Origin of the sequence: Pseudomonas sp. FP1762 (genome assembly GCF_030687105.1) — a bacterium.
Classification (GTDB): domain Bacteria; phylum Pseudomonadota; class Gammaproteobacteria; order Pseudomonadales; family Pseudomonadaceae; genus Aquipseudomonas; species Aquipseudomonas siliginis.
In genome coordinates this window covers 3,036,905-3,051,939 of sequence record NZ_CP117458.1, presented here as the reverse complement: position 1 = coordinate 3,051,939, position 15,035 = coordinate 3,036,905, and the positions used below count along the sequence as shown (strand labels likewise).

Annotated in this window: 13 protein-coding genes; 5 read left to right on the top strand and 8 right to left on the bottom strand. The window is 59.8% G+C overall.

All coding sequences use genetic code 11. The features are described from left to right. Positions 1-18: 18 nt before the first annotated feature. The 4 genes from PSH90_RS13605 to PSH90_RS13590 form a co-directional block, all read right to left on the bottom strand. Positions 19-963 carry a class I SAM-dependent methyltransferase gene (locus tag PSH90_RS13605; RefSeq protein ID WP_305380772.1) on the bottom strand — a complete coding sequence of 315 codons (945 nt, stop codon included), beginning with the start codon at positions 961-963 and terminating at the stop codon, positions 19-21. Between the two features lie 14 nt (positions 964-977). After that, entirely contained in the window at positions 978-2,345 is a 1,368-nt protein-coding gene (locus PSH90_RS13600) for an iron-containing redox enzyme family protein (RefSeq protein WP_305380771.1), read from the bottom strand. Positions 2,346-2,454: 109 nt separating this feature from the next. Continuing rightward, a complete protein-coding gene (locus PSH90_RS13595) occupies positions 2,455-3,384 on the bottom strand; it encodes a ZIP family metal transporter (protein ID WP_056785943.1) in 930 nt (309 codons plus the stop codon). Positions 3,385-3,399: 15 nt separating this feature from the next. Further along, on the bottom strand, positions 3,400-4,626 hold the full coding sequence (locus PSH90_RS13590) for a zinc-dependent alcohol dehydrogenase (RefSeq protein WP_056785940.1): 1,227 nt from the start codon (positions 4,624-4,626) through the stop codon (positions 3,400-3,402). Between the two features lie 376 nt (positions 4,627-5,002). Between PSH90_RS13590 and PSH90_RS13585 the strand changes: the two genes are divergently transcribed. Next, on the top strand, positions 5,003-6,589 hold the full coding sequence (locus tag PSH90_RS13585) for an ABC-F family ATPase (protein WP_016774693.1): 1,587 nt from the start codon (positions 5,003-5,005) through the stop codon (positions 6,587-6,589). Between the two features lie 283 nt (positions 6,590-6,872). Then, positions 6,873-8,060: an MFS transporter gene (locus PSH90_RS13580; RefSeq protein WP_056785939.1), complete on the top strand. Its 1,188-nt coding sequence runs from the start codon at positions 6,873-6,875 to the stop codon at positions 8,058-8,060. A 127-nt stretch (positions 8,061-8,187) separates the two neighbouring features. Here PSH90_RS13580 and PSH90_RS13575 read toward each other — a convergent pair whose 3' ends face one another. Then, entirely contained in the window at positions 8,188-9,225 is a 1,038-nt protein-coding gene (locus tag PSH90_RS13575; RefSeq protein WP_150635350.1) for a dienelactone hydrolase, read from the bottom strand. Positions 9,226-9,392: 167 nt separating this feature from the next. Beyond that, the gene (locus tag PSH90_RS13570; RefSeq protein WP_305383098.1) at positions 9,393-10,004 is read right to left on the bottom strand and encodes an FMN-dependent NADH-azoreductase; all 612 of its coding nucleotides are present in this window, start codon (positions 10,002-10,004) and stop codon (positions 9,393-9,395) included. A gap of 126 nt (positions 10,005-10,130) precedes the next feature. On the opposite strand from PSH90_RS13570, the gene PSH90_RS13565 reads away from it, so the two are divergent. Beyond that, entirely contained in the window at positions 10,131-11,039 is a 909-nt protein-coding gene (locus PSH90_RS13565; protein ID WP_305383097.1) for a LysR substrate-binding domain-containing protein, read from the top strand. After that, entirely contained in the window at positions 11,036-11,395 is a 360-nt protein-coding gene (locus PSH90_RS13560) for an MmcQ/YjbR family DNA-binding protein (RefSeq protein ID WP_110645259.1), read from the top strand. The genes PSH90_RS13565 and PSH90_RS13560 overlap by 4 nt, the downstream gene beginning before the upstream one ends. A 166-nt stretch (positions 11,396-11,561) precedes the next feature. Here PSH90_RS13560 and PSH90_RS13555 read toward each other — a convergent pair whose 3' ends face one another. Together PSH90_RS13555 and PSH90_RS13550 are read right to left on the bottom strand one after the other, a co-directional pair. Further along, positions 11,562-11,990: a DUF1294 domain-containing protein gene (locus tag PSH90_RS13555; protein ID WP_252887929.1), complete on the bottom strand. Its 429-nt coding sequence runs from the start codon at positions 11,988-11,990 to the stop codon at positions 11,562-11,564. After that, complete coding sequence (locus PSH90_RS13550; protein WP_016774688.1) at positions 11,987-12,817, bottom strand: undecaprenyl-diphosphate phosphatase; 831 nt, start codon at positions 12,815-12,817, stop codon at positions 11,987-11,989. Before PSH90_RS13550 ends, PSH90_RS13555 begins: the two co-directional genes overlap by 4 nt. Before the next feature lie 304 nt (positions 12,818-13,121). Between PSH90_RS13550 and PSH90_RS13545 the strand changes: the two genes are divergently transcribed. After that, positions 13,122-14,756, top strand: a complete 1,635-nt coding sequence (locus tag PSH90_RS13545; RefSeq protein WP_095179989.1) for a methyl-accepting chemotaxis protein — start codon at positions 13,122-13,124, stop codon at positions 14,754-14,756. The last annotated feature ends 279 nt before the right edge of the window (positions 14,757-15,035 follow it).

Genomic DNA, 15,035 nt, shown 5'->3' with positions numbered 1-15,035 from the left:
CAGTGGCCCAACTATCGGTCACTGCTCGCGGGTTACCGTCAGTGAGACCACGGCGATGCGCTCGGCGCGCTCATATTCAGGCTTGAGCAGTTCCTCACTGAACACATCCGGATCAAGCTCACGATAAGTCCAGCCAAAACGTTCGCCCTTGAGCAGAGGCGCCACGGCCTCGCGGAACGGATCCTGCCCGGCCACGATCGCCACGCCGGTGTACACCAGCAACGTGCCGCCGACTTCCAGACGTGGCAACGCTTCACGCACGATACGCACCGACAAGCCTTCGCCCAGCGCCCCGCCGCCGTGGCGATAAGCGCGCTGTTGCTGGTCGTTCATATACGGCGGGTTGGCGATGATCAAGTCGAACTGACCTTCGACACTGGCGAGCAGATCGCTGTGGTACACCGACACGTTGTTGGCCCCGGCCAGCTCAGCGTTGACGGCACTCATGCGCAACGCCTGCGGATTGATATCCACCGCCAGCACTTGGGCATCCGGCCGCGCCTTGGCGATGAGCACCGCCCCGGCACCGCTGCCGCAGCCGATGTCCACTGCGCGCCTGATCGGCGAAAAGCGCTGCTGCAATTGCGCTTCGATGGCCTGAGCGAAACGGTAGGTATCCGGACCGAAGAACACCGCATCGCTCGCGGTTGTCGGGAAGGCGGAATGAGCGAACAACCGCTCATTGAGCGTCGACCAGCGCACTTGACTGCGCCACACCGCGCCATCGCGTGCAACTACGCCGGCCTGCTCCAGCGTGGCCAGTTCTTCTGCGCGAAACAGCTCTGAAGGAAACGGCATCGACCAGCCAAACACATCACGCAGATCTTTCGCCAACGGCGTGGCAAAGCGCTGCAGAAAACGTTCGTGGGTCAACGGCGTTGGGGTAATGAAGTGATAACCGCTGTCGAGCAGGCGCTTGCCCAGCTCGAACAGCGCTCTGTCCGATGTTTCTTGTGCCGACATGAAGCCTCCTTGTTTCAACGCAAGCGGGCGCGCAGTTGCATGAAGCGACGCGTCGCGAAAAGTCCGGCCGGACGCCAGTGCCGCTGGGGTTGCAGCCATGGCATCAACAATGACATCTGTTCTGCGGCAGGCTTGTCGGCCAGTGCCGCTTCCAGGTTGAGCAGATCGGCGTCATCGTCAAAGGTTTCTTCGACGGCAGCTTCGCGGCGTACGTAAGGCCGAGGCCGGGAGGCCGGGCAATCCTGAGTGATCCAGTCGCGCAACAGCTGTTTCTCATAGCCATTGAACACCCCGAACATCGCCGCATCGCTGCCGTCGATCAAACGCCAGAAACGACTTTCTTCCACCGCCTCACCGCGTTTGATCCAGCTTTTGCGCTCCAGCGCCGAAAGAAACTCGCCCATCTGTCCCGGCGTGGCCAGCCACTGATTGATGGTGCGGTTTTCGATACGGCAGTAGTCGGAATGCATGTGCCGGCCAAAGACCGCCTTGCGCTCAAGCATGGCGATGACTTCGTGGTCCAGATCGAACTCTGTGATCACCGCGGTTGTGCCTTTGCCGACATCATTGAGGCGATAACCGACAGCCATGCGCCGGTAGAACTCATCGCGTTCATCGCCAAGTGGCAACAGCTCGAGCATTGATTGCACTGCCTTGCGCGCATGGCCGGTGCTGGCGTTGTCGATGGTCACGTGCAGGCGGAAATAGTGCGGATCGATGCCCAGCTCCGCTAGCTCATAAGCACTGATCAACAAGTGCAGCGGCAGTTGCTCGTAGCCGAGGTTGAAGCCGATGACTTCTGGCAGAAACTGCCCGCCGAAACGTCCCAGTGCCAGCTGCACCGCGCCTTGCAGAAAATACTCGTCGGCAAGACCGCTCAGATCAGAGCATTCATGCTCGGCGAGCAGCTTGCGATAGATCACCACATGATTCTGCCGTGGCACGCCCTCGCCCAGCTCTTCCAGATAGGTATCGAGCAAATCGTCGAAACGCGGGTCCTGCCACTGCGGCAACAGCCCAGCCAGCCAAGCGCCATCGACCTCTTTGGTCGGTGCCACATGCAAGATGAAATACAACGCGTGGGATTTGTTGCGGAAATAGCGGCGCGGCGCGCCCTGCTGACGTTGTTCGAGGTAATCGGCGTACTCGGCCGCCACGCTAGCGCAGCGGGTTTCCGACCATTGCAGCAGCTCTTCGGCGCTGGCCGGCAAATCGTCAGACAGCGCAGCCGCCTCGCTCAGCTGCCGGCGCAGGAAGTCCAGTGCCGCACGATCAACCGTGGAGTCTTCCGCCAGCAATCGGTCATAAAGCCGGCGCTCGGTATCCGCCGGCGTGGATGTTTTACCCGAAGACTTCCTGGTCGGGATTTCGATCAGCGACATGACTCATTCCCCTGCGTTATTGGCATTGCCTATAAACGAAAGAGTGATTGGCGCTGAAAAAAATTCCTTTTTTGTGCGAGACGATAGGCTCAGTGGTGCACGTCGTTTTTTAACCCAAAGCGGTATCGAGAAACATCATCACGCCGAACCCAAGCATCAGCCCGAGCGTGGCAGGCGTCTCGTGGCCGTTGCGGTGAGTTTCCGGGATCACTTCATGCGACACCACAAAGATCATCGCGCCCGCCGCCAGGCCCATCGCCACCGGAAAACCCAACGCAAAACTGTTGGTGATGCCCAATCCGACAATCGCGCCCAACGGTTCCATCAATCCTGAAGCGGCGGCAATCAACGCTGCACGCCCTGCGGAAATGCCGGTCACGCGCAATGCCAACGCGACCGCTAGTCCTTCTGGAATGTCCTGAATGGCGATCGCAGTGGTCAGCGGCAAGCCGATTTTCATGTCGCCGGTGGCGAAGCTGACGCCGATCGCCATGCCTTCCGGCAGGTTGTGCAGGGTGATCGCCAGCACGAACAGCCAGACTCGATTGAAGCGCTTGGCTTCGGGGCCGCGCCGGCCGCTCTTTTCGTGTTCGTGGGGGACGAAGCGGTCGAGGCCGACCATCAACGCTACGCCCAAAGCCATGCCGGCAACTACGACGGCAGCGGCGAGCATGGGACTGCTCACCGCTTCCTTCGCCGCCGCAATCCCCGGCAGGATCAGTGAAAAGGAACTGGCAGCCAACATCATCCCTGCCGCAAACCCGAGCATGGTGTCTTGAGTTCGCGAAGTAATCGCCCGCAACGCCAGGGCCAGCAACGCACCGATTGCCGTGGCGGCAAAACCCGACAGACCGCCGAGAGTGGCGAGGCGTAGCGTGTCGCGGCCGGTACTGACCAAACCGGTGTAGCCGCTGATCAGCAACAACACGGTTACACCGACCAGGGTCAGCCAGAAAATGCGCCCTCCCCAGCCCGTGCGCGACAGGTTCACAAACCATGCTCGCACGGGAGCTGCGAACGAAGATGACGGTAGCGCCATGAAAAGTCCTCGGTTTCAGGTGGCCGGTACGAACGGCGTGGTTTCATCCAGCTGCGCCAGCGGAACATCGCTGCCACCCGGCGTCAGAATCACCTTGCGGCATTCTTCCTGCTTTTTATTGAAGATCTTGTAACCCTCGGCGGCCTGCTCCAGCGACAGCCTGTGGGTGATGATCGCTTCAGGCTGCAACTTGCCGGTTTCGATATAGCCAAGCAGCTCCGGCAGAAAACGCTGTACGTGAGTCTGGCCCATTTTGAAGGTCAGGCCCTTGTCAAAAGCATCGCCGAACATGAAGCCATGGATAAACCCGGCATACACCCCCGGAACGCTGACCACACCGCCACGGCGGACGGCGGCGATGCACTGGCGCAAAGCCTTGCCGCTGCTGCCTTCAAGCTTGAGTGTAGCCATGACCGTTTCGGTGGTGCTGCCCTTGGCTTCAAGGCCGACGGCATCGATCACGGCATCGACGCCGCGATGGCCGGGAGTCTGGCTGGTAATGGTGTCGGCCGGGTCATCATCTTCATCGAAGTTGATCGGAATCACGCCGTAGGTGCGCTGGGCATAATCGAGGCGGTACTGGTGATGGTCGACCATGAAAATCAGCTCAGCACCGAGCATTCTCGCGCAGGCTGCGGTGAGCAAACCGACCGGCCCGGCGCCGTAGATCGCCAGACTCGAACCCTGTTTAACGCCGGCGTTGATCACCGCTTGCCAGGCAGTCGGCAGGATGTCAGAGAGAAACAGCACTTTCTCGTCCGACAGCGTGCCCGGTACCTTGAACGGGCCGGTATTGGCTTTCGGCACGCGCACCAGTTCCGCCTGGCCACCGGGAATTCCGCCATACATACGGCTGTAGCCGAACAGCGCTGCTGGCGGCGGAATCATTTTCTTGTTCAGCGCCGCGCCGGGGCCTTCGTTGGTGGTCTCGCAAGCGGCGTAAAGCTCTTGCTGGCAGAAGAAGCAATCGCCACAGGCGATCACGAACGGAATTACCACGCGGTCGCCGCGCTGCACGGCCGTGACGGCTGGCCCGGTTTCTTCGACGATGCCCATGAACTCATGACCGAAGATATCGCCGTGCTCGACGGTGGGTATTTTGCCTCGGTACAGGTGCAGGTCCGATCCGCAGATGGCGGTAGCGGTGACGCGCAGGATGATGTCGTCGGCGGCTTCAAGTTTCGGGTCCGGTACGGTTTCGACGCGCACGTCATGGGCGCCGTGATAGGTCATTGCTCGCATGGCTTGGTCCTCACTCGTTTGAACGAAAATGGCTGCTGCTCCACTTTCCGAAGTGAAAATGGCCGAGTGAGTTCATTCGGGTTTTCGAGATTTTGATCAGCGGATATCGGGGACTGCTCGGACGAGCCGATGCGTACGCCCGTTTGCCTGCCATATAACTGCCGTCTGAGTTATGCGACAATGCGCGCCAATGTCCAACAAGAACCCCGTACTCGTCGCTCAGCAGCTTGCCTTCAACGGCCCCAGTTGCGGACGGCTTATGCGCGTTGGCTCAACTCAAGCACAGACTGGGGGGAGCTGGAAAAGCTCCAGATTGGTATTCAAGTCCGGTACCAAGCACCACAGACCAGCTCTAACCCATTGATAGGTAAGGTAATTGATCTCCACAGCTAACATCACGATGCAGTTTGGCGCCAAGCCGCTGTTCGAAAACGTTTCGGTCAAATTCGGCGCAGGCAATCGCTACGGCCTGATCGGTGCCAACGGTTGCGGCAAGTCGACCTTCATGAAAATCCTCGGCGGCGATCTCGATCCGTCCGGCGGTCAGGTCATGCTTGAGCCGAACGTGCGTCTGGGTAAGCTGCGCCAGGATCAGTTCGCCTACGAAGAATTCACCGTGATCGACACCGTGATCATGGGTCACGAAGAGCTGTGGAAGGTCAAGGCCGAGCGCGATCGCATCTACTCGCTGGCTGAAATGTCCGAAGAAGACGGCATGGCCGTCGCCGAGCTGGAAACCGAGTTCGCCGAGATGGACGGCTACACCGCCGAATCCCGTGCCGGCGAATTGTTGCTGGGTCTGGGCATTCCGCTGGAACAGCATTTCGGCCCGATGAGCGAAGTCTCGCCAGGCTGGAAACTGCGCGTGTTGCTGGCGCAGGCACTGTTCTCCGATCCGGAAGTGCTGTTGCTCGACGAACCGACCAACCACCTGGACATCAACACCATTCGCTGGCTGGAAAACATCCTCACCCAGCGTAACAGCCTGATGATCATCATCTCCCACGACCGTCACTTCCTGAACAGCGTGTGCACGCACATGGCTGACCTGGATTACGGCGAGCTGCGCCTGTTCCCGGGCAACTACGACGAGTACATGACCGTGGCGACCCAGTCCCGCGAGCAACTGCTGTCGGACAACGCCAAGAAGAAAGCGCAGATCTCCGAGCTGCAATCGTTCGTCAGCCGCTTCTCGGCCAACGCCTCGAAAGCCAAGCAGGCCACCTCCCGCGCCAAGGCGATCGACAAGATCCAGCTGGCCGAGGTCAAGCCTTCCAGCCGCGTCAGCCCGTTCATTCGTTTCGAGCAGAACAAGAAGCTGCACCGACAGGCGGTCATGGTCGAGAAAATGGCCAAGGGTTTCGATGGCAAGCCATTGTTCAAGGACTTCAGCTTCCAGGTTGAAGCCGGCGAGCGCGTTGCGATCATCGGCCCGAACGGTATCGGCAAGACCACCCTGCTGCGCACCCTGGTCAACGAACTGACCCCGGATGCCGGTAGCGTGAAATGGACTGACGCCGCTGAACTGGGCTACTACGCTCAGGACCACGCTCACGACTTCGAAGACGACGTCACCCTGTTCGACTGGATGGGTCAGTGGACCCAGGGCGAGCAGATGATTCGCGGTACTTTGGGCCGGATGCTGTTCTCCAACGACGAGATCCTCAAGTCGGTCAAGGTCATCTCCGGTGGTGAGCAAGGTCGCATGCTGTTCGGCAAGCTGATCCTGCAAAAGCCCAACGTGCTGATCATGGACGAACCGACCAACCACTTGGACATGGAATCGATCGAAGCACTGAACCTGGCGCTGGAAAACTACCCGGGCACGCTGATTTTCGTCAGCCACGACCGTGAGTTTGTATCGTCCCTGGCCACGCGCATCATCGAGCTGAGCCCGAACGGCGTGACCGACTTCAGCGGCACTTATGACGACTACCTGCGTAGCCAAGGCGTCGTTTTCTAAGAGCAGCTTTTAGTTTCAAGCTGCAAGCTGCAAGTTAAAAGCCCTGTCCTCTGTGACGGGGCTTTTTGCATTCGGCGTTTGGACATTGCTGGTGCGCAGATATTCGCGAGCAGGCTCGCTCCCACAGGGGAATGCATTTCAAATGTGGGAGCGAGCCTGCTCGCGAAGGGGCCGTCAGCAGCCCCATCAATCCCAAGGGAAAGTAGTTAGCCTGCTTTCTTTTATCCCAGCCCCGCGCCATGATGTCGGCAACTCTCCCACCGCCGCCCGCGAACGAGTGCTCATGTCTGCGCAGCCACTGCCACCGCAAAGCTCCCTGGCGATCACCCTGCAGATCGTCTCCATCGTTTTCTATACCTTCATTGCCTTTCTCTGTATCGGGTTGCCGATTGCGGTACTGCCCGGTTATGTCCATGAGCAACTGGGTTTCAGTGCGATCATTGCCGGGCTGGTGATCGGTTCGCAGTACCTCGCCACCCTGCTCAGCCGGCCAATGGCCGGGCGCATGTCAGATACCCTGGGCACCAAGCGGGCGATCATTTATGGCTTGTGGGGGATTGTCCTCAGCGGCGCGCTGACGTTGCTGTCGACCTTGCTGCAAAGTTTTCCGCTGACCAGCCTGTTGATTCTGATTGCCGGGCGCCTGCTGCTTGGCATTGCCCAAGGCCTGATCGGTGTCGGCACCATCAGTTGGTGCATGGGCCAGGTCGGTGTCGAGCACACGGCAAAATCCATCGGCTGGAACGGCATCGCTTCTTACGGCGCGATTGCCATTGGTGCGCCACTGGGCGTGGTGATGGTCGCTGAATATGGCTTTGTCAGCCTTGGCATCGCGCTGTCGGCGTTGGCGGCAGGCGCGCTGTGGTTGATCCGCAACAAACCTTCGGTGCCGGTGATTCGTGGCGAGCGCCTTTCGTTCTGGGCCGTATTCGGCAAGATTGCGCCGTACGGCACCAGCCTGACGCTGGCCTCGATCGGCTACGGCACGCTGACCACGTTCATCACCCTTTATTATCTCAACCGAGGCTGGACCGGTGCGGCGTACTGCCTGACCGTGTTTGGCGTGTGTTTCATTCTGTCGCGGCTGTTGTTCATCTCGGCGATTGCCCGGTTTGGCGGGTTTGCCTCGGCCATCGTTTGCATGTCGGTTGAAACTGTCGGGCTGGTGCTGTTGTGGCTGGCGCCCTCCACTGCGTATGCGTTGATTGGCGCAGGGCTGGCGGGGTTTGGGCTGTCTCTGGTGTACCCGGCGCTGGGGGTTGAAGCGATCAAACAGGTGCCGAGTTCCAGTCGTGGTTCAGGGTTGGGGGCTTATGCAGTGTTCTTCGATCTGGCGCTGGCGATCGCGGGACCGTTGATGGGCGCGGTGGCGTTGAATCTGGGCTATTCGTGGATTTTCTTCAGCGCGGCGTTGTTGTCGGTGACCGGGTTGGGCCTGACCTTGTTGCTCAAGCGTCGTGCACTTCCCTGAAAACAGACAATTCAATCTCCGTGGGAGCGAGCCTGCTCGCGAAGGCGTCGTGTCAGAGAAAGATGCGCTGGCTGACTCACCGCTTTCGCGAGCAGGCTCGCTCCCACAGGGGAATGCGGTGTTTGAGTTATTGATCCGCCGTCTGCATCCCCGCCCTGCTCGATTTACCCAGTGCCTGGGCAAAAAACCGTCCGGCCTCGGAGATCAGGTTGCGGTGTATATCCTCGCGATCCACCCCGTCGGCATCGGTACACAACGCCGGCATGGCGCGGATCTGCTCTTCGGTGCACGGCGCCATGAACACGAAGTGCCCTGCTCCGGCGAGCAGTTTGAAGTCCGGCGCGGTGGGCAGTTTGCGCGCCAGGGCGGCGGCGTTTTTATCGAAGGCCACCAGTTTGTCGCCGTCGCCGCTGTAGAGCAGCACCGGTACGTGCACATCGGCAAGGGTGTGGCGGCCGAACTTCAGGCTCAGCGGTGCCATCAGCAATAACGCGTGAACCCGTGGATCGGCCACTGGCTGCAAGTCATCGCGATCAACAATCAGTTCACCCTGGGTGTTACAGGCATCGTGATCGTCCGGGCGTTCCTGGCAATAGCGGCGCAGACGATCCAGATCCGGTTGCGCCCCGGAAAGAATCAACGCGGTCTCGCCTCCAGCCGAATAACCGATCACACCAACCTGATCAGCATTGACGAACGGCGCCAGCATGTTGTCTGCGAGCGTCGCGGTGATCGCTTGGGAAATCTGGATTGGCCGCCCGTAGAGATTGCTCAAAGTGCCAAGTCGGCTATGGTCGCGCCAGTTGTCGCCGGGATGAATCACCGCCACCACGACAAACCCCTTGCGCGCCAGCGAAGTGGCCAGATCATGCAAGGCCAGCGGCGTGCCGGTATTACCATGGGAGAGCATCAACATGGGAAAGCGGCCGATGGCAACTTTGGTGTCTTCTCCAGCCTCGACCGAATAGCCCTCAAGCAAACTCATATGCTCACGGTCACTGGACGGGTAAAAAGCGATGGCGCGCATCGGTTGCAGATCGAGCGGGTCGAGAAAGGTCATCTCGTGATAACCGACGCTCCAGACAGGGTGCCGCCCCGGCGCGGCCTGCACTGAATTCAGGCTGCCCAGCAGGCAAATCAGCAACATTGCACAAAGATGCCTCATGAATGCCCCACCCTGTCGGACCACATCGTCGGATGTGCTGAAACTGCATAACCCGGGCCAGATTATGTAACAGCCAGAAACAAAAAACTCCGTAATCAGCCCTTGCGGAATCAGAATACAGAGTTTTTTGGGGATTGCCTGAACAGACGCTGTTCTTTACGCAAGCCTTACGCGGCGGCGAACAGTTGCTCGCTGATCTTCGCTTGCGCAGCGCTCATGGCGTTGTTGCGCACTTCTTCGCCATAGGCCAGACCTTCAGCGCGGACGATTTCGATATCGGTGATGCCGAGGAAGCCCAGTACCAGCTTCAGATACTCTTCGTGAGCGATGCCGCTGGCCTGACCGGCATGGATGCCACCAGAGGTCGACACAATCACCGCTTTCTTGCCGCCGCACAGGCCTTCAGGGCCGGCTTCGGTGTAGCGGAACGTCTGGCCGGCGACGGCGACGCGGTCGATCCACGCTTTGAGCTGGGTTGGAACGGTGAAGTTGTACATCGGCGCGGCAATCACCACGGCGTCGGCAGCGATGAATTCGGCCAGGGTCGAAGCGCTCAGCTCGGCTTCGTGCTGTTGCGCAGCGTCGCGCAGTTCGGCGGTGGTGCCGGCGGCAACCAGCGTGGTCGACGAGAAGTGGCTGATCGCATCGGCGGCCAGGTCGCGGTAGGTGACCACGGCGCTCGGCTCGGCGGCTTGCCAGGCGTCGACGACTTGACGGCTCAACTGACGGGAAGCCGAGTTGTCGCCGAGAATGCTCGAATCGATGTGCAACAGTTTCATGTGGGTTCTCCTGAAAGAATCGCCGGCGGCGACGGAATGGAGACAATCCTACGCAACAAACCAATAGCTGATTAGTCGCCGACAATGCGATAGTTCGTCCCATTGATAGAACGACTGGAAACGCGCATGCAGGACCTCAACGATCTCTACTATTTCGCCAAAGTGGTCGAAGCCGGCGGTTTTGCCGCCGCCGGGCGTTTGCTCGGTATTCCCAAGTCACGGCTTTCGAGAAGAATTGCCGAGCTGGAAGAGCGCCTCGGTGCACGTCTGCTGCAACGCACTACCCGCCAACTGAGCCTAACAGCCGTGGGCGAACGCTACTTGCGCCACTGTCAGGCGATGCTGCTGGAAGCGGAAATGGCTGACGAGGCGGTGGCGAGCATGTCCAGCGAGCCTCGCGGACGCTTGCGGGTGTCGTGCCCGACCGGTCTGGCCCATGAAATGCTGCCGACGGTGATCAGCGACTTTCTCGGCAAGTTTCCTCAGGTGCAGCTGGAGGTCGTCCTGCTCAACCGCCGGGTCGATCTGGTCACCGAAGGCATCGATGTCGCCTTGCGTGTGCGCGATCACGGTGATGAAGATCCTTTGCTGGTCACCCGGCGCTTGCGTCAGGCTCAGGCGGTGGTGATCGCCAGCCCGGCGTTCATGCAAGGCAAGACGATCACTCATCCGCAGGACCTGAAAAACCTGCAGGTACTCGGCGCGCTGGAAGCCGACCGCATGGTTCATGTGCGTCTGCTCGATCAGCAAGGCAAGAGCGTCGATCTGAGCATGGAAGCGCGGCTGGGCATTGATGACTTCGTGGTGCGCAAGGCCTGCGTGCTCGCCGGTCAGGGCTTTACCGTGCTGCCGATGATGTTCTGCGAAACCGAATTGCGTAACGGCACACTGGTGCAAGTGCTGCCGCAATGGTCATTGCCTGGCGGCTGGCTGCAAGCGGTCTATCCGCACCGGCGCGGGGTAATGCCGGCGGTGCGCGCATGGATCGATCACCTGGTCGAATCGTTCAATGCCTGCGGGGAAAGATTTCTATGAAACAAGGAAGAATGAGCGAAGCCGAAGTTGCCGAGTTTTGTCTTGCCCTGCCCGGCGCGCGGGAAGATTACAAATGGGGCGGCGTGCGGGTGTTCTCGATTGCCGGCAACAAGATGTTTGCCTTGCAGGGATTACGTGGGGATTCGCTGGCGTTCAAGGTCGACAAGGATCTGTTTCTCGGCCATTGCGACCGCCCGGGGATTCATCCGGCGCCGTATCTGGCGCGGGCGCAGTGGATCATCATGCACCCGCCCTACCCGCTGGGTGCCGAGGAATTACAGGGTTTGTTGCAGCGATCGCATCAACTGGTGGTGGGCAAGTTGCCTAAGAAAACCCAAATCGGCCTGCTTTTGTAAGCACGCAAATCCTGTGGGAGCGAGCCTGCTCGCGAAGGCGGTTTGTCAGGCGACTCATCAGCGAGGATTGATCGTTCCCACGCTCTGCGTGGGAATGCAGCCGGGGACGCTCTGCGTCCCAAAAGATCGCAGCCTTCGGCAGCTCCTACAGAGGTAAGTGTGTTCTTTAGATCAAAGACAACAGGTTGGAACCGAGGAAAATCTGGTCAATCCAGAACACCTGATGCAGCAACACGATCGCCCAGAACAGAATCTGAAACGATACCTTGCGCGTCTTGTGTCGGAATACCTGCTGCGCGATCAAAGCACCCGGCCAGCCACCCGCCAGTTCTACCGCATGCAGTATGTTTTCCGGCGTGCGCCAGGCATCGGCGCGGGCTTTGCGTTTGTCGGCCCAATACAGAAAGAACGCCAGCACACTGACAATCCCGTACGCCGCCAACGGCACCCGCGAGATGCCGCTGAACCACATCGACAGCGAGCCGAACAGCGGCAGCGCGCAGACGATCAGCAGCACCCCAAGCTTCAACTTCAGATGCTGAAGGCACCCGCCTGAAGGTCGTCCCTCAGGGCGGCGCGAGCGGGAATCGTTCATGCCTTGGCCGCCGACCAGTCCACCCAGCCGAACTGCCAGGTCGCCAGAATGAAAAGGCCGAAGGCAATCCGGTACCAGGCGAACGCTGCATAACTGTGGCTGCCGATGAACTTGAGCAGGCCGCGTACAGCAATCATGGCGAAGATGAACGCCGTGACAAAACCAATGGCGAATACCGGGAAATCCGCCGGTACGAACAGGTCGCGGTATTTGTAACCGGAATACACCGCCGCACCGACCATGGTTGGCATGGCGAGGAAGAACGAGAACTCGGTGGCCGTCTTGCGCGACAGGCCGAACAGCAACCCGCCAATAATTGTCGAGCCGGAACGCGAGGTGCCGGGAATCATCGCCAGGCATTGCGCGAAGCCGATTTTCAGCGCGTCGGTCCAGCGAATCTCGTCGACGGTTTCCGCATGCACTTCATGCTGGCGCTGTTCGGCCCACAACATGATGATCCCGCCGATGACCAGCGCCGCCGCGACGGTAATCGGGTTGAACAGGTATTCGTGGATCAGATCGGCAAAAATTACGCCGAGCACTACGGCCGGCAGGAAGGCGATCAGCAGGTTGGCGGTGAAACGTCGTGCGCTCGGCTGGGTCGGCAGGCCGATCACCACGTCGAGGATCTTGCGCCGAAACTCCCAGACCACCGCGAGGATCGCGCCGAGCTGGATGATGATGTTGAACGCCATGGCCCGTTCGCCGCCGAAGTTCAGCAAATCGGCGACGATGATCTGGTGTCCGGTACTCGAAATGGGCAAAAACTCCGTCAGCCCTTCTACAACTCCTAGAATCAGTGCCTGCAAGGCGGTCCAAAGATCCATCAATCCCCCAAAGAGCGATGCACGCGGGCATGCCCCGATAGTATTTTTTCGTTCACTGCGTCCAGCGTAGCCGGTAAAAGCTGTAGCGATTGCGCGCGCACAGGATCCACACGAAACGGTAAAAATTCCGTGAAATATCAAAACCGGATTCAGGTTTTCGCGCGCGGGGCCGAAATCCTAACAGACAAGCCTTAATAGCGCTCCCCGCGTTAGGCGGCTCAAGTCGCGCAATCGCGAGCCCACAGCGGTGGCTGGATGCTGGCGATCGTTTATTACAAGAACAAGAATCCGGAGTGACAGCGTTATGAACAGCTTGCGCAGTGTGTCGATCAGCCGACGCTTGTGGCTCATCTTGATCGTGGCGGTGGTCATGTTGCTGACCTTGGGCGTGCTGATGCTCAAGCAGATCCATGACGACCTCTACCACGCCAAGGCGCAGAAAACCCAGCACGTGGTGCAGACCGCCAGCGGCCTGCTCACCTATTACCAAGGTCTTGAGACCGCTGGCACCCTGACCAGGGATGCCGCGCAAAAGCAGGCGCTGACCGCGATCCGTGGCCTGCGCTACGACCAGAGCGACTACTTCTGGATCAACGACCTCACGCCCGTGATGGTCATGCACCCGACCAACCCCAAACTTGAAGGCCAGAACCTCTCGGCGATCCGCGACCCGGACGGCTTTGCGGTGTTCAACGAAATGGTCGCCATCGCCAAGGCCAAAGGCGCGGGCATGGTCAATTATCGCTGGCCGAAACCGGGGGCGACTGATCCCGTTGCCAAGACCTCGTATGTGAAGCTGTTTGAGCCGTGGGGCTGGGTGATTGGTTCCGGCGTTTACGTCGACGATGTGCAGGCAGAATTCCAAGGACAAATGATCAAGGCGTCGGCGATCGGCCTGGCGATTGCGCTGATCATGGCGCTGCTGGTGATCCTGATCGCACGCAGCATCGTCCGTCCGTTGCAGGAAACCGTGAATGCGATGGCCAACATCGCCAGCGGCGAAAGCGACCTGACCCGCAGCCTCGATACCCATGGCAAGGATGAAGTCACCGAACTGGCCCATCATTTCAATGCCTTCACGGCCAAGCTGCGCCGAGTGATTGGTGATCTGCAGGTCTCGGCCAGCGCTTTGGGCCAGTCTTCCAGCGAGCTGGGTAACGATGCCTCGCAGGCGCAGCAGCGCAGCCAGCAGCAGTCGCAGCAGATGGAACTGGTGGCCACAGCGATCAACGAAGTCACCTACGGCGTGCAGGACGTGGCGAAAAACGCCGAACACGCCGCCGCAGAAATGCGCGATGCCGAAGCGCAGGCGCAACAGGGGCAGATCAATATTGACGGCAGCCTGCAACAGATCGACAAGCTCTCGGGCACGATTGATCAAGCGGTGGAAGTGATCCGCACCCTGGCGGCGGAGAGTACGCAGATTGGCAGCGTGCTGGAGGTGATTCGTTCGATTGCCGAACAGACCAACCTGCTGGCCTTGAACGCGGCGATTGAAGCGGCGCGCGCGGGAGAACAGGGTCGCGGGTTCGCCGTAGTCGCCGATGAGGTGCGCTTGCTGGCCCAGCGTACGCAGAAATCGACGGCGGAGATTCAGTCGATGATCGAGCGTTTGCAGAATCATTCGGAGGCTGCGGTGAAGGTGATCGGCGACAGCAGCAAGGCCTCGCAACTGACCATTGAACAGGCGGGACTGGCCGGAGCGAGCCTTAATGCGATTGGCCAGGCGTTACGTAATCTCAACGGTCTCAATGCGTCGATTGCCAGCGCTACGCTGCAACAGGCGCAGGTGGTTGAGGACATTAACCAGAACGTCACCCAGGCGGCCGGGCTTTCCCATAGCACCGCGTTGGCGGCTGAGCAGTCCAGTGCAGCCAGCCTGCGGCTTGGGCAACTGAGCGAACAGCTCAACGGGTTGCTGCGCCAGTTCCGGGTCTGACCGGTCACCGAGGTGAGCCCACCCCTCACCCCAGCCCTCTCCCCGAGGAGAGGGAGCAGATCACTGCGCTTTTCATGATCTGCGTTCGACGCGTTATTCCAGGTCGGCGTACCTCGACCAAACAACGCGCTCAGTTCCCTCTCCCTCCGGGAGAGGGTCAGAGTGAGGGGCTTTTGATCGCAGATCACTGCGCTTTTCATGATCTGCGTTCGACGCGATATTCCAGGTCAGCGTACCTCGACCAAACAACGCGGTCAGTTCCCTCTCCCTCCGGGAGAG

Coding starts and splice junctions, on each gene's coding strand:
- PSH90_RS13605 (WP_305380772.1), bottom strand. CDS start 963: ATGTCGGCACAAGAAACATCGGACAGAGCGCTGTTCGAGCTGGGCAAG.
- PSH90_RS13600 (WP_305380771.1), bottom strand. CDS start 2,345: ATGTCGCTGATCGAAATCCCGACCAGGAAGTCTTCGGGTAAAACATCC.
- PSH90_RS13595 (WP_056785943.1), bottom strand. CDS start 3,384: ATGGCGCTACCGTCATCTTCGTTCGCAGCTCCCGTGCGAGCATGGTTT.
- PSH90_RS13590 (WP_056785940.1), bottom strand. CDS start 4,626: ATGCGAGCAATGACCTATCACGGCGCCCATGACGTGCGCGTCGAAACC.
- PSH90_RS13580 (WP_056785939.1), top strand. CDS start 6,873: ATGTCTGCGCAGCCACTGCCACCGCAAAGCTCCCTGGCGATCACCCTG.
- PSH90_RS13575 (WP_150635350.1), bottom strand. CDS start 9,225: ATGAGGCATCTTTGTGCAATGTTGCTGATTTGCCTGCTGGGCAGCCTG.
- PSH90_RS13570 (WP_305383098.1), bottom strand. CDS start 10,004: ATGAAACTGTTGCACATCGATTCGAGCATTCTCGGCGACAACTCGGCT.
- PSH90_RS13565 (WP_305383097.1), top strand. CDS start 10,131: ATGCAGGACCTCAACGATCTCTACTATTTCGCCAAAGTGGTCGAAGCC.
- PSH90_RS13560 (WP_110645259.1), top strand. CDS start 11,036: ATGAAACAAGGAAGAATGAGCGAAGCCGAAGTTGCCGAGTTTTGTCTT.
- PSH90_RS13555 (WP_252887929.1), bottom strand. CDS start 11,990: ATGAACGATTCCCGCTCGCGCCGCCCTGAGGGACGACCTTCAGGCGGG.
- PSH90_RS13550 (WP_016774688.1), bottom strand. CDS start 12,817: ATGGATCTTTGGACCGCCTTGCAGGCACTGATTCTAGGAGTTGTAGAA.
- PSH90_RS13545 (WP_095179989.1), top strand. CDS start 13,122: ATGAACAGCTTGCGCAGTGTGTCGATCAGCCGACGCTTGTGGCTCATC.